Source organism: Rhizobium sp. CECT 9324 (assembly GCF_918741265.1).
GTDB lineage: Bacteria > Pseudomonadota > Alphaproteobacteria > Rhizobiales > Rhizobiaceae > Allorhizobium.
Genome location: NZ_CAKKMZ010000004.1, coordinates 78947 through 92027 on the forward strand (window position 1 = coordinate 78947; position 13081 = coordinate 92027).

18 protein-coding genes and 1 pseudogene are annotated in these 13081 nt (G+C 56.9%); 12 read left to right on the plus strand and 7 right to left on the minus strand.

Going from position 1 to position 13081, the window contains the following annotated elements; genetic code table 11:
* The first annotated feature begins 17 nt into the window (after positions 1-17).
* The gene (locus LQ231_RS26820) at positions 18-461 is read left to right on the plus strand and encodes a S24 family peptidase (RefSeq protein ID WP_230175370.1); all 444 of its coding nucleotides are present in this window, start codon (positions 18-20) and stop codon (positions 459-461) included.
* Positions 416-1747, plus strand: a complete 1332-nt coding sequence (locus LQ231_RS26825) for a Y-family DNA polymerase (protein ID WP_230175372.1) — start codon at positions 416-418, stop codon at positions 1745-1747. Before LQ231_RS26820 ends, LQ231_RS26825 begins: the two co-directional genes overlap by 46 nt.
* A 150-nt stretch (positions 1748-1897) precedes the next feature.
* Here the strand turns inward: LQ231_RS26825 and LQ231_RS26830 are convergent, their stop codons facing one another.
* A complete protein-coding gene (locus tag LQ231_RS26830; RefSeq protein WP_230175228.1) occupies positions 1898-2074 on the minus strand; it encodes a hypothetical protein in 177 nt (58 codons plus the stop codon).
* Positions 2075-2942: 868 nt separating this feature from the next.
* Between LQ231_RS26830 and LQ231_RS26835 the strand changes: the two genes are divergently transcribed.
* Positions 2943-3119 carry a hypothetical protein gene (locus tag LQ231_RS26835; protein ID WP_230175228.1) on the plus strand — a complete coding sequence of 59 codons (177 nt, stop codon included), beginning with the start codon at positions 2943-2945 and terminating at the stop codon, positions 3117-3119.
* A gap of 152 nt (positions 3120-3271) precedes the next feature.
* Here LQ231_RS26835 and LQ231_RS27365 read toward each other — a convergent pair whose 3' ends face one another.
* Positions 3272-3658 carry a DUF4113 domain-containing protein gene (locus tag LQ231_RS27365; RefSeq protein ID WP_356637729.1) on the minus strand — a complete coding sequence of 129 codons (387 nt, stop codon included), beginning with the start codon at positions 3656-3658 and terminating at the stop codon, positions 3272-3274.
* A 238-nt stretch (positions 3659-3896) separates the two neighbouring features.
* Here LQ231_RS27365 and LQ231_RS26840 point away from each other — a divergent pair, with 238 nt between their 5' ends.
* Positions 3897-4253 carry a hypothetical protein gene (locus LQ231_RS26840; RefSeq protein WP_230175374.1) on the plus strand — a complete coding sequence of 119 codons (357 nt, stop codon included), beginning with the start codon at positions 3897-3899 and terminating at the stop codon, positions 4251-4253.
* 1953 nt (positions 4254-6206) lie between these two features.
* On the opposite strand, the gene LQ231_RS26845 is transcribed toward LQ231_RS26840, so the two are convergent.
* Positions 6207-6827 carry a recombinase family protein gene (locus LQ231_RS26845; protein ID WP_230175366.1) on the minus strand — a complete coding sequence of 207 codons (621 nt, stop codon included), beginning with the start codon at positions 6825-6827 and terminating at the stop codon, positions 6207-6209.
* A 156-nt stretch (positions 6828-6983) separates the two neighbouring features.
* Here LQ231_RS26845 and LQ231_RS26850 point away from each other — a divergent pair, with 156 nt between their 5' ends.
* The 8 genes from LQ231_RS26850 to LQ231_RS27370 all read left to right on the plus strand — a co-directional run bounded on the left by LQ231_RS26850 (position 6984) and on the right by LQ231_RS27370 (position 10740).
* The gene (locus LQ231_RS26850) at positions 6984-7373 is read left to right on the plus strand and encodes a hypothetical protein (protein WP_230175376.1); all 390 of its coding nucleotides are present in this window, start codon (positions 6984-6986) and stop codon (positions 7371-7373) included.
* A 38-nt stretch (positions 7374-7411) separates the two neighbouring features.
* Complete coding sequence (locus LQ231_RS26855; protein WP_230175378.1) at positions 7412-7555, plus strand: hypothetical protein; 144 nt, start codon at positions 7412-7414, stop codon at positions 7553-7555.
* Positions 7556-7655: 100 nt separating this feature from the next.
* On the plus strand, positions 7656-7979 hold the full coding sequence (locus LQ231_RS26860; protein WP_230175380.1) for a hypothetical protein: 324 nt from the start codon (positions 7656-7658) through the stop codon (positions 7977-7979).
* 2 nt (positions 7980-7981) lie between these two features.
* Positions 7982-8284 carry a hypothetical protein gene (locus LQ231_RS26865; RefSeq protein WP_230175361.1) on the plus strand — a complete coding sequence of 101 codons (303 nt, stop codon included), beginning with the start codon at positions 7982-7984 and terminating at the stop codon, positions 8282-8284.
* Between the two features lie 16 nt (positions 8285-8300).
* The gene (locus LQ231_RS26870) at positions 8301-8549 is read left to right on the plus strand and encodes a hypothetical protein (RefSeq protein ID WP_230175381.1); all 249 of its coding nucleotides are present in this window, start codon (positions 8301-8303) and stop codon (positions 8547-8549) included.
* A gap of 958 nt (positions 8550-9507) precedes the next feature.
* Entirely contained in the window at positions 9508-9639 is a 132-nt protein-coding gene (locus LQ231_RS27245; protein ID WP_290371395.1) for a hypothetical protein, read from the plus strand.
* Between the two features lie 98 nt (positions 9640-9737).
* Entirely contained in the window at positions 9738-9968 is a 231-nt protein-coding gene (locus LQ231_RS26875) for a hypothetical protein (protein ID WP_230175382.1), read from the plus strand.
* Between the two features lie 367 nt (positions 9969-10335).
* Positions 10336-10740 (plus strand): DUF6283 family protein, encoded by a 405-nt coding sequence (locus LQ231_RS27370; protein WP_356637723.1) that lies wholly within the window; start codon positions 10336-10338, stop codon positions 10738-10740.
* 311 nt (positions 10741-11051) lie between these two features.
* Here LQ231_RS27370 and LQ231_RS26880 read toward each other — a convergent pair whose 3' ends face one another.
* The 4 genes and pseudogenes from LQ231_RS26880 to LQ231_RS26890 form a co-directional block, all read right to left on the minus strand.
* Positions 11052-11765, minus strand: a complete 714-nt coding sequence (locus LQ231_RS26880; RefSeq protein WP_290371396.1) for a HipA domain-containing protein — start codon at positions 11763-11765, stop codon at positions 11052-11054.
* On the minus strand, positions 11753-12031 hold the full coding sequence (locus LQ231_RS27375; protein ID WP_356637734.1) for a hypothetical protein: 279 nt from the start codon (positions 12029-12031) through the stop codon (positions 11753-11755). The genes LQ231_RS26880 and LQ231_RS27375 overlap by 13 nt, the downstream gene beginning before the upstream one ends.
* A gap of 11 nt (positions 12032-12042) precedes the next feature.
* Positions 12043-12237: pseudogene (locus LQ231_RS27380) on the minus strand (HipA N-terminal domain-containing protein); the annotation flags it as partial.
* Positions 12234-12725, minus strand: coding sequence for a helix-turn-helix domain-containing protein (locus tag LQ231_RS26890; RefSeq protein WP_230175344.1), 492 nt, complete (start codon positions 12723-12725; stop codon positions 12234-12236). The gene LQ231_RS26890 and the pseudogene LQ231_RS27380, both read right to left, overlap by 4 nt.
* Between the last annotated feature and the right edge of the window lie 356 nt (positions 12726-13081).

The following is a 13081-nucleotide window of genomic DNA, read 5'->3' on the forward strand; positions in this document are numbered from 1 at the left end:
GCACCCCGAGGCTTTCTATGAAAACCGCCGACATGTTGGCCGTCGAGCCAGTTTCCGTTTCCCTTGTCTTCCGCGAGATTAGGACGGCGGGCCTTCGGGTTTCAGCGGGTTTTCCATCACCCGCAGGCGATGACATTGAAGACCCGATAGACCTTATCGCTTGGATGGTACGCCATGAACACGCGACATTTTGGTTTCGTGTGAGCGGCAACAGTCTTTGCCGTGCAGGCATCCTTGACGGCGATTTCGTAGCAATCGACAGAGCGGGGAAGGTGCAGCCAGGTCGCACGGTGCTTGCGCTTCATAATGGCGACCTCACCTTGAAAGTCCTCGCCCGCCGCGACGGCCGACTTTGGCTTGAGGCTCGTTCCGACGAGCATTATCCGCCGTTGCCTGTTATCGAAAGCACAGAAATATGGGGAGTGGTGGCGGGGATCGCCCGCCGTTACCCCGTCGAGTAAGGGCCATGGCTTCGCCCATCATAGCCCTTATCGACTGCAACAATTTCTATGTCTCGTGCGAACGGCTTTTTGATCCGGGCTTGCGAGGTAAGCCAGTCGTCGTGCTATCGAACAACGATGGTTGTGCCGTCGCGAGAAGCGACGAGGCGAAAGCCCTTGGCATCAAGATGGGCGAGCCGGCACACTTGTTCCGTGACAAGACCCGAGAGCATGGCATCCGCCTGTTTTCGAGCAATTATACCCTTTACGGGGACATATCGCGAAGGGTGGCCGCGACCATTGCAACGTTCAGTCCGCGAACCGAAGTCTATAGCATCGATGAGACGTTTGTTGACCTGACAGGCTTTGGTGGGTGCATGATCGATCACGCTACCGAGATGCGTGAGATCGTTCGCCAGAATGTCGGAATCCCGACTTGCGTTGGCATCGGGACGACAAAGACCTTGGCGAAATTCGCGAACTTTATTGCCAAGAAAAATCCCGTTTTCAACGGCGTTGCTGACCTTACCAATACCGACATCGCCGCTTTCACGATGGAGCGCACCGACGTTTCCGAGGTCTGGGGCGTTGGCGCGAGAACGACGACCAAACTTCGCGAGATCGGCATAAATAGCGTTGCGCAGCTTCGCGATATGCCCCTGCCGCTCGCCCGTCAGGTTGGCACCGTAGTTCTTGAGCGGACGGTTGCCGAGCTTCGTGGCATATCCTGTATTGAGCTGGTAGACGTGGAGCCGACCCGCAAGGGTTTGGCCGTCACCAGATCGGCCGGCAGTCCGATGACGAGCCTTGCCGCTTTGCAACAGGCGATCACCGCCCACGCGACCCGCGCTGCTGAAAAATTGCGCCGTCACGGCCTTGTCGCCTCGCATATGACCGTCTTTTTCCATACAAACCCATTTAATGGCACGCCCCGCAACAGCGCATCAAGGACGGCCCGCCTTTCGCCGCCATCGAGCGCGACGATGGTCCTTGTCCAACTGGCTCTTGCTTGCGCAGCGAGAGCATGGAAGGGCGATCAGGAGGGGAACGGCTTTGCATACACGAAAGCGGGTATCATCCTTGACGACTTGGTGCCGCAGGAAATGGCTCCCGTTGATCTATTCGCCCATGAGCAAGCGAGGGCAGGTAAGGTTTCGGCCGTGCTGGATTCGATTAACGACCGATGGGGCAAAAAGACTCTCATCATCGCGTCCGAGGGCTTCAAGCGGGCAAGTGAGACGAAAGCCAGCATGAGATCGCCGCGCTATACGACGCGCCTCGCGGATTTGCCGACCGTTCGGGCTTAACCGGCGCTTCTTCCGCCGCGTAGCGCCCCTGTGGGGCGTTTCCTGCCCTCTGCCGGCCTCGGTGCCGTTGCAGGTCGAGAGTGAGGCCGTAGGGGTTCCCTACGGCCTTTTCTGTTGGCTTGCTGCGCCGGCACCGGCCACTGGCACCGCTCATCGTTTCCGTTTGGCTTGGAAGGTGTGTTCGACGGTGAGCTTGAGGAAGAGTGGGATTGAGATTTCGAGGGCGATTTTGGTTGAGCCGTTGGGCTTGAGCTTTGCGATGATGCGGGAGAAGGAGGCCATGAGGCGGCGACCTGTTGCGCGGCAAAACTGGAACGTCTGGAACATTCGCGGACCTTTCGTTTGGCATTAGCGCCATGGAAAGAGGATAGGCCGGGGGCGAAATCCGATCAAGCAGAAACGTAAAAATAACGACAAATAATTTTACATAAACATGCGCGAGAGGGCTTGTGTTTAGTAAAAATAACAGGCATAGTAAGACCATGAACAACGGGAGAGCGAGGGGATGGGGAAAGCGGCGAGAAAAGTAAAAAATATGGGAGAATAGTAAAAATAACTGTTGACATAGCTTGCGGATTATGCCATAGTAGGATTGGAAAAGGCTCCGATATTGGCAGAGCGCGCAAGTTTAGTAAAAAAATCGCGACATGGCGATAAAAAGTAAAAATAATGCTTGCGATTAGTAAAAATACCCGATAATATAGTAAAAATATGTGTGGCAAAAGGGACACAGGCGGCGCGTTTAGTATAAAACTACACCGGTGTAGTTTTATACTAAACGCGCCGCCTGTGTCCCTTTTGCCACACATATTTTTACTATATTATCGGGTATTTTTACTAATCGCAAGCATTATTTTTTTTACTTTTTATCGCATGTCGCGATTTTTTTACTAAACTTGCGGCGCTCTGCCAATATCGGAGCCTTTTCCAATCCTACTATGGCATATCCGCAAGCTATGTCACAGTTATTTTTACTATTCTCCCATATTTTTTACTTTTCTCGCCGCTTTCCCCATCCCCTCGCTCTCCCGTTGTTCATGGTCTTACTATGCCTGTTATTTTTACTAAACACAAGCCCTCTCGCGCATGTTTATGTAAAATTATTTGTCGTTATTTTTTACGTTTCTGCTTGATCGGATTTCGCCCCCGGCCTATCCTCTTTCCATGGCGCTAATGCCAAACGAAAGGTCCGCGAATGTTCCAGACGTTCCAGTTTTGCCGCGCAACAGGTCGCCGCCTCATGGCCTCCTTCTCCCGCATCATCGCAAAGCTCAAGCCCAACGGCTCAACCAAAATCGCCCTCGAAATCTCAATCCCACTCTTCCTCAAGCTCACCGTCGAACACACCTTCCAAGCCAAACGGAAACGATGAGCGGTGCCAGTGGCCGGTGCCGGCGCCAGCAAGCCAACAGAAAAGGCCGTAGGGAAACCCCTACGGCCTCACTCTCGACCTGCAACGGCACAGAGGCCGGCCAGAGGGCAGGAACGCCCCACAGGGGCGCTACGCGGCGGAAGAAGCGCCGGTTAAGCCCGAACGGTCGGCAAATCCGCGAGGCGCGTCGTATAGCTCGGCGATCTCATGCTGGCTTTCGTCTCCACTTGCCCGCTTGAAGCCTCGGACGCGATGATGAGAGTCTTTTTGCCCATCGGTCGTGTAATCGAATCCAGCACGGCCGAAACCTTACCTTCCCTCGCTTGCTCATGGGCGAATAGATCAACGGGAGCCATTTCCTGCGGCACCAAGTCGTCAAGGATGATACCCGCTTTCGTGTATGCACAGCCGTTCCCCTCCTGATCGCCCTTCCATGCTCTCTCGCTGCGCAAGCAAGAGCCAGTTGGACAAGGACCATCGTCGCGCTCGATGGCGGCGAAAGGCGGGCCGTCTTGATGCGCTGTTGCGGGGCGTGCCATTAAATGGGTTTGTATGGAAAAAGACGGTCATATGCGAGGCGACAGGCCGTGACGGCGCAATTTTTCAGCAGCGCGGGGTCGCGTGGGCGGTGATCGCCTTGTTGCAAAGCGGCAAGGCTCGTCATCGGACTGCCGGCCGATCTGGTGACGGCCAAACCCTTGCGGGTCGGCTCCACGTCTACCAGCTCAATACAGGATATGCCACGAAGCTCGGCAACCGTCCGCCTCAAGAACTACGGTGGCCAACCTGACGGGCGAGCGGCAGGGGCATATCGCGAAGCTGCGCAACGCGTATTTATGCCGATCTCGCGAGTTTGGTCGTCGTTCCGCGCCAACGCCCCAGACCTCGGAAACGTCCGGTGCGCTCCATCGTGAAAGCGGCGATGTCGGTATTGGTAAGGTCAGCAACGCCGTGAAAACGGGATTTTTCTTGGCAATAAAGTTCGCGAATTTCGCCAAGGTCTTTGTCCGTCCCGATGCCAACGCAAGTCGGGATTCCGACATTCTGGCGAACGATCTCACGCATCTCGGTAGCGTGATCGATCATGCACCCACCAAAGCCTGTCAGGTCAACAACGTCTCATCGATGCTATAGACTTCGGTTCGCGGACTGGAACGTTGCAATGGTCCGCGGCCACCCTTCGCGATATGTCCCCGTAAAGGGGTATAATTGCTCGAAAACAGGCGGATGCCATGCTCTCGGGTCTTGTCACGCGAACAAGTGTGCCGGCTCGCCCATCTTGATGCCAAGGGCTTTCGACCCTCGTCGCTCTCCGCGACGGCCCACAACCATCGTTTGTTTCGAGTAGCACGACGACTGGCTTACCCGCAAGCCCCGGATCAAAAAGCCGCTCGCACGAGACATAGAAATTGTTGCCAGTCCGATAAGGGCTATGATGGGCGAAGCCATGGCCCTACTCGACGGTGGTGTAACGGCGGGCGATCCCCGCCACCACTCCCCATATTTCTGTGCTTTCGATTAACAGGCAACGGCGGGATTAATGCTCGTCGGAACGAGCCTCAAGCCAAAGTCCGGCCGTCGACGGCGGGCGAGGAGAGACTGTCAAGGTGAGGTCGCCATTATGACGCGCCAAGCCACCGCTGCCGACACTGGCTGCCACCTTCCCCGCTCTGTCGATTGCTACGAAATCGCCGTCAAGGATGCCTGCCACGGCAAAAGACTGTTGCCCGCTCACACGAAACCCAAAATGTCGCGTGTTCATGGCGTACCATCCAAGCGATAAGGTCTATCGGGTCTTCAATGTCATCGCCCTGCGGGTGATGGAAAACCCGCTGAAACCCCGAAGGCCCGCCGTCCTAATCTCGCGGAAGACAAGGGCAACGGAAACTGGCTCGACGGCCAACATGTCGGCGGTTTTCATAGAAAGCCTCGGGGTGCTGGCTAGGATTTCGTTCCCATTATGTTCTCGCACCGTATTGAGAGTCAAGCGGAAACGCAGAAGGACGGGCCGTGCGTTTTGCGGTTTATGATGGACTGATCGCGGGAGGAGCGCATGAATATTTCGCCGCCAAGACATGCACCTGACAATCCTGAACTACGGCCTTGAATGCCAAGAAGCAATTGACCTTGCTGCGCGAGATTTGGTCGATATGGCCGTGTCTGTCGGGATGGGCGTCTCGCGCCGTTTATACGGCTCTGGAAGAGGTCGCCCGCAATCAAGCCCTCGCCTACGAGGAAGACCCCGATCCCGCAGATGAACCGCCTGCGGAATGAGGGTTGGACATACGGTCACTGATCCTCGCCCTGGTCGTAGGCTCCCCCACAGATATAGCGGCCCAAGGCCCATAATCATGATGGAGGCTCCGCCAAGGATGCCAACGATTTCCGCCCTTTATGCCACCTGCCAGCGCGCCGGCCGCGATCCAGTTGAGCATAAGGCCGGTCCCCGGATGCTCTCCTACATGCGGCAGGCGTCCCCATACCTCGAACTATCTGCTTCGCTGCGCCCATCGGCATCGTGCCTTATTCAGTCGGTAGCCGTCTCTGACCGTGTTCCAGTAGCCCATGCGCGAAACGCTCGCGCGGTTTCCGCACACTTCGCATGTCAGTTTCGGCGCTATCTGTTCTAGTGTCAGCCCCTTCACAGACGCCGGCAATTCCTCAATTCGTTTATAGACGGCACGGCCACAGCAGACGATTTCCAGATGCGTGACGCGATAGTCAGCAGCAGCTATTGCAATCGTCGTTGATCTTTCTGGAGCCTTCATAGGAACTGCCTATTCGATGATCTCGATGATCTCAGCCCTTTGCACTACGGCCTCCATCCCTTGATTTAAAAGTGTCAGAAGGTTGCTCCGCGTCATCGGCAGCATCACGATTTTCTCAATCTGCATAGGCGACCATATATCGTCCGGGTCGTCCACAATGTCCTCTCGGAGCGCTAATAGGTCCGCTTTGGCTTCCTCAAATGAATCAAAACCTCAAATCCCGTATCATCATCGCGCCAACGGCGCCTCTCCCTCATTAGGCTGCACTTCGAGTACGTGTAGATAACCTCACCATCACCGCCTCATCTTCTATCCCGCCTTAGTTGGAACTCAGTTCTTCAGCATCGATCACTGCCCTTTCGGCCCGCAGATCGTCTCCATGGTTGTAGAGGGTGGACTTACTCACACCGACCAGCGGTGCAATCTGCTCGAATGACAGCCCGTCGAGCATGTGCTTCACGATCTCGGAGCGTTTCTCGGCGGTAAGCGGCGAGCGACGGCCCGGAATTTTCCCACGCTCCTTTGCGGCGGCGACACCGGCCTTGGTGCGCTCCACGATCATGTCGCGTTCGAGCTGCGCGAACACGCCTATCATGTGATACATCGCCTTGCCGAAAGCGTTTGACGTGTCGATGCCTTCCGTCAGCGACACAAGTTCCGCCCCCTTCTTGCGCACAAGATCGGCAGTCTGGATCAGTTCGGACAAATTGCGCCCTAGCCGGTCGATCTTCCACACTACGAGCATTGAACCGGGCCGCAGCGTTTTGAATGCGGCCTTCAGGCCCGGCCTATCAGGTATCCGTGCCCCACTTGCTTCATCCGTGAAAATCCGCTCGCGCTCCACGCCAGCGCGCGCAAGCGCGTCCAGTTGCAGATCGAGCTTCTGATCGTCCGTGGAGACGCGAGCGTATCCGTATTTGATAGGTTCAGCTTGTGACATGACCTTTGGATAGCATGAAATCCGACACATGAAAATTATATTTGGAACTATTTTTTTGGAATTACCCATTGGACGTGTTTGTAATATTGGAATAGGTTTTTGGAACTGAAAACGAGAAGCGCCAACTGGCCTTCCACACAACGCCCGGAGATAGCCATGAAGACTGGTTTCGACAGCGCCATCAACGCCGCAGAGGATCGCGGCGAACGCGCCCTTGCACGCCGCCTCAAGGCAGAGAAGCGCATGTCCGTTGCCCTCGTCACTGCCTGCCTCAAGCGCGGGTTTGTGATTTCGGTTTTCGGACGGCGAGGACTGGCGGTAAAGCGTTCCGAGAATAAGGCCGAAATTCTCGCGGCTCTCTTCTCCACCGCCGAGGACGTGATCGTTATCCGCACCGAGGATGGCGTAAAAGCTGGATGGTTCCAGTTGATTTACGGCAATGATGGCCACGATGTCGTCTCGGACTACAGCGCGAACGACACCTGCGAAGCGATCTGGAACGAGGTTCTTCGCCCTCTCTCCGACAAGATTGAGATGGCGGCGTAAGCTGCCATCTCCTCTTTAACAGCCGCCCGGAGGCACAAATGGCCGAATATGACGTGGTACTGAAAGACGCCGATGGTTGCGATATCTGCGCCGATCTTGAGTATGGTTTGGCCGCTGCAAAGAAGCGCGCCAAATATCTACTGAGCGAAGATTCACGCGCACGCCATCGGTACGACCCATGACGATCTCCGCACCTACAAGGTGGAGGTTCAGGCCACCCGCACCGGGGAGTGCCTGTGGGATGCTTTTCGATAATTCCAACAACCACCGGGAGGCGCAGCCATGCACCCTTTCATCAAGAAGCTCGCGGTCGAAATGAAGTCCGAAATGGAAGCGGGCTTCACGCTCGACGACATCGGCATTGTGGTTGAAAGCTATGTTGACGGCGCTTGCAGCTTTGGGGAACCATGGCAGTCTCCCGGCCTGAGTGACGAAGCCTTTTCCGAGCTTTGCCGTCAAGTCGAAGCCGCCTTGCCTTTCGTGCAGGCCGATCCGAAATCGGTTGCGCTATCGCGACAAGCCGCACGTGATGTTGCTGCGGAGCAGTTAGCAGAGCAACGCGCTTTTTGCCCCACACTGAGTTCCACCAATCGCCGGAGAACGTGACCATGGCTATCAATTCCAACCTCCCCGAAGTCTGCTACGCATATGTTGACGAAATTCAACAAGTGGTAGGCATTCTGCGGGGAGAAAGCGGCTACCGCATCCCAAGCAACCTGCCGTCTCATCTTGCTGGCGATGCCGATGCTTCACGCGCTTGGGTAGATAATCGCAATATTGCAATGGATGTTACGCCTGCGCAGCGCGAGGCGATGGTGGCTGGTTCTGCATTCGGATGGGACTTGCCTATCGCCGATCCCGGTAAGTTCCCTACGGCCGCCCATTATACGCGCCCCGCAGATTCCAACTAGCACCCGGAGACAGTCCATGACCGTCGCAAAGATCATCTCTGACGCCTTGGCCATCCCGACACGAAATGACAAATCCCTGTTCAGCGCCGTGCGCGCCCTTGGCCTTACCGTCAGCAAGCGGGATGGCGAGTATCGCATCACTCGCCCGAACCTGTCGCGCGAGCGGGCTGAGGCCATCGCTTACTACACCAATGACAGGGAGGATGCGGGGGCACAGCGAAGAGTGGCACGCGATGCCGGCACACTCGATAACCCCAATTCTTAAAACGGAGACCATGCAAATGAATGAGAACAAGGAAGTGCTGCGCACTATCGATATGACCCCCAACTGGGAGGAAACGGTGCAAATGCTCGTTGCGCTGATCGAGCGCCGGCGATGCCGCCGGTCCGGCGCTACCGCAATCCTCCGAAAATGCAAGCGCAGGCCACGGCTCGCAAGACATCGCCTCTATCGTGATCGGCGCTCATCGCCGTCCCGATGCGCCTTCCCACAGGGAAGATGATGCAATCGTAGCTGCGCTCTCCTCGTGGAGGGAATTTGCTTGCCTACGACGCTGAGCGGCCCGTTGCCTGAACCCGTTGGCGAGGAAATCTATACGGCGCGCCAGAAAAAACACAAAGCAAAAGGCTCAATTTGGACGCCATAAGTCGGCAGAGCGCCAACTAAGGCCCGGAGTGCGATCACGATGGCAGCAAGCAGAGCCGATATCGAAAGCTGGTTCGAGCACGGGAGCGGAACTCGGGCGGCGACCCATTTTGATCGTGGTTTGCGACACGTTCGATCAACGAGGACTATCCGGTCTTTGTGAAGCCGGAACAGTCATCCCGCGAAGTCGCGGCAGAATATGACGGAAAAAAATATGCAGCGGATCATGGAAGTCTACGATCTCAGTATGGACAAGTCAGCGCAGCTCGCCGAGCACCGCGCCTTTCACTACTGAAAATTCCAATTAAGGCCGGAGTGGCATCATGGGGCGAACCCACAAAGCTAAGGATGAGGTTTTTGCGGCAAAGCGTTAGTAGCGCTGATGAGCTTCAGCCGACATTCTCTCAGCCCAACCCAATCCACCGTGGGCGCGCGAACGTGCTGGCAACTGCCTGTGGGCGCTCGGATCGAAGATTTGAGGGTTTCAAGGCTATAGAGCCTACACCCGGTCCGGTGAGACTATTGATCTTCATGCAACGGTTCTGTTGCACAATTCCAAATAACCCCGGAGGCGACGATGCAGACGAACGAAAGCCCGAAATTCACAATGCGACCCGGCTACTACATCCGCAAGCGCGATGGATACCGTGTCGTTGCTGCCGACTGGCAAGACGGTGACGTGAGTGGATGCTGGACCCGGTTCCGGTGATCGCCGGGCGCTGTGCGGGCACCTGCTCGACCTCAACGTTCGAGAAGAGCCACCGGCCCGCGTCCGAAAATTCCAGATAACCCCCGGAGACAGAGAGAATGACCACTTACGCTATCGCTGTTGGCGTTGACACTGACGAACTTCGCGTGATGGAAACGGACGACAATTTCGGCGCATTCGACACAAGGGAAGCCGCCGCCGCTCGCATGATCGAGATGATCGACGGACGCATGGAAACGTTGCGGCCGGTCGAAGCTTCATGCTCGCCGCATAATCCGGTCGGCCGCCAACTAGGAGGCTATGAATGCGCCTTCACCGAAGAGAGATAGCGCTTTGCAGGGACGCAACTGGCTAAGCCTGCACCGATTGATGCTTTGCGGCTGATCGCCTCGGGTCGCGTTCTTATCGAGCTGACCAAGGACCGGCGCGATGTCTATATCGACAGTATCGACGGTCGGCTGGTGCGCGATCCCGATCACCTTGACCGCAAGAATGCTCCTGAGCGGTGCATGGCCGCTCTATCGCGCCGGCATGATAGATGATTTTGGCATAATCACAGAACACTGCGCGCCCTCTTGGCGCAGTCCGTATGACCCCGGAGTTGAATGTTCTCATGCCTCCGCTTGGCTCTCTACGACATCGAGCCAGCGGCGAGACGATCCGCCATCGAGGCGCAGCAGCGCCGCATCCACGAAAATGCATGAGGATCAGTTGCCTGTGAAACCGCCAAAGATTCCCTGCGGGACTTGCCCCTATCGCAGAGACGTGCCCGCTGGCATTTGGCATGGGGACGAGTATGCGAAGCTCCCGGCCTACGATGCCGAAACACCGTTTCAGCCGATGGCCCTTTTCATGTGCCACCAGCGCGACGGGTGCCTGTGCGGGGGGTGGCTGCTGACGCATGACCGCGATCACCTTCTCGCTCTGCGCGTTCACGCACATAACCTCGATCTATCAGTTTGGAGCTACGCGCCCCCGATTGAGGTCTTCGCATCAGGCGCGGAAGCCGCCGCGCACGGCATATCCGGTATTGAGAATCCGTCGCCAGAGGCGCAGCGAAAAATTGACGGCCTCGTGCGGCAGCGCGCGACCTCCAAATAAAACGGCGGCGCGACCCTGAGAGCCAGGTGCATTCTGTCATCAGGAAGTGTCTCCCCCTATACGGGTTACATTCCCATAGACGGCCCTCTGGAAGGCGTTCGGGGCTGCTGGCGCTCTGGCTCACCGCTGGAAGGCGTTCGGAATTGCTGGCGCTCTGGCTCCGGCCGATTGTGTTTCACCGCGTCAGCGCGGCCCACAATGTCCTCAACGACCACATCGAGTAGCGGGGGTGTCAGCGAGCGTGTGACGGAATTCCTCGCGCAATGTCGTCACGGCGGCGCTGATCCGCATCGTCATCTCATCGAGCTTCTTCAAGACGTGCGCTGCCGGCATTCCCACGTCTTTCGCAAAGTCGGCCCAATGATCCCGTGTGACTCTGGTGCGCCAGAATTCGCCCTTGTCGGGGGAGTCTCGATCCGGCCAATTGCCATCGCCATACGAGGCTTGACGTTCTTGTAGTTGACTGCGAACGCCGCCTGATTGTTCAGGTCGTAGAGCGGCGACAATGCCATCTGCCCGCCCGGCGAATAGCGGATGGCATAGTTCTTTCCATGTGCGTCAGGATTGCCGGATAGATACTGAAAAAGCGCCCTATCGAGCAAACCGGCCTGATCGACGGCCGGGCGTTCCATCATCTTCATGACTTCGGCCATGTCTTTCCAGCCGGGGCCGGGGCTATAGCGATTATCCTCGTACTTCGACTCGGGATGGATCGCGAGCGCCTGACACATATCCTCCTGATGGGCGCGGATCAGCAATGCAGGTCCATTCTCCCGCATCTGCAAGCGGCGGTCATAGCGGGCCACCCGCATGTAGACCGTATCCTCGACCTGATGGATCGAGGACTTCGGCACCCGGATTCCACAGGCATCAGCGAGCCGAAGGCAGAAATGCTCCGTCCTGATCGAGTCCTTCAGCCCCGCAATATCCACCTTCAGGATATGCGAGGACGGGAACCCGTTCAAAGGCAGCGACACGATCCCACCGGAAATGACGACAGCCGTTTTATCGTTTACCCCTGCCAATGATAGACGCGTGCCGGTCTCTGGATCATCGACAAGCGGCCGGATCGGAAGGTCGCGCAGGTACTGCGCCAGCTCCCATCCGAAAGCCGCTTTAGCTTTGGCGGCTCGCGAATATCTGCATAGGGATCGTTGGGGTCAGTGAAAACCACTGCGCCTGCGCAATCGCGGCCGATCTTCCGAAGAAGAAACTCAAAATCGCTCTCGTGCCCCGGATCAATCCCGAAGCTCTCTGCGATTTTGCGCCGATGAACCGCGCTGTCAGGCAAAAGCCGGCAATGAATGGTTCGACAACCCTTGGCCCATGCTCCCGTTCGTGGAGGGGCATGGAGATGGACAAGGCGTGCCCGCCTCGGCCGCTCCGAACGTCCTCAAGCCATGTGTTCGCATAGGTGAAATTGACGCCTTCACGCGAACGCTCCAGCGTCCCTACCTGCCGGTCGTAGAGAAGCACATTCAGCTTATCGCCGCTCATGCGCCCTCCAGATCATCGGGGAGGGAATCTGAGATTTCATAGGTGTCGGTATCTCTGGCCAAGGCCGAACCGCCAGCAATGCCGCTCGCGGTCGCCGTATCGACCACACCAATGCTTAAGCCAACAGATTCCGCGATCTTGGCCGCAAGCGACATCGAAACGTCACCGCCATCCTCAAAATCCTTGATGGCTCGTCGCGTGGTGCCGATGGCATTCGCAATCTGCTCGCGCGACAACGACAGCTCTTCCCGACGCGCTCTCACGGCGGCACGGAAGCGCTCCATGACGTTTGAGCGCGTGAAGTGCTGCGACGGCAGAGTTCCCTTGCTGCCGAGCTGCGCAAGCCATTCCTCGCGCTGATCGAGCGTCATCAGCTCCCACGCGATAATCGTCGCCACGACATACCGAGGCGGCTCGCCTTTGCCGCCGTACATTCCACGAAGTTGCTGGCTCACATTGATCTCGGTCTTGCCGGTGATCTCAGCCAAAACTTTTTGCTGAAGCCCTGCCGCATGGGCACGCGCCTGCCAAGGCGACAGCGCCCTACCCTTTGCGGATTTTTTTAGATCACTATCTGTCACTTATATTGACTTTGGTTTCGGATGAAAAGATAACTCTCTGTAGCCTTCAATATAGAGGCGAATGGAAAGGCCATTCTCAAATGCGTCACTGGGGCTCCTGCGAGTTTCCCGAAGTTGACGACCGTTTCATCAACGAGCATGATGTTGCACACCGTCGAGGTCTTTCGTACGAAACAGGCGCACCCGCCTGACGCAAATCGATAGTGAGGCCGAAGCTTGCCGCCCAGTGGGCGCAGCCTCTGAACGGGTCCTGGTCCCCCGTC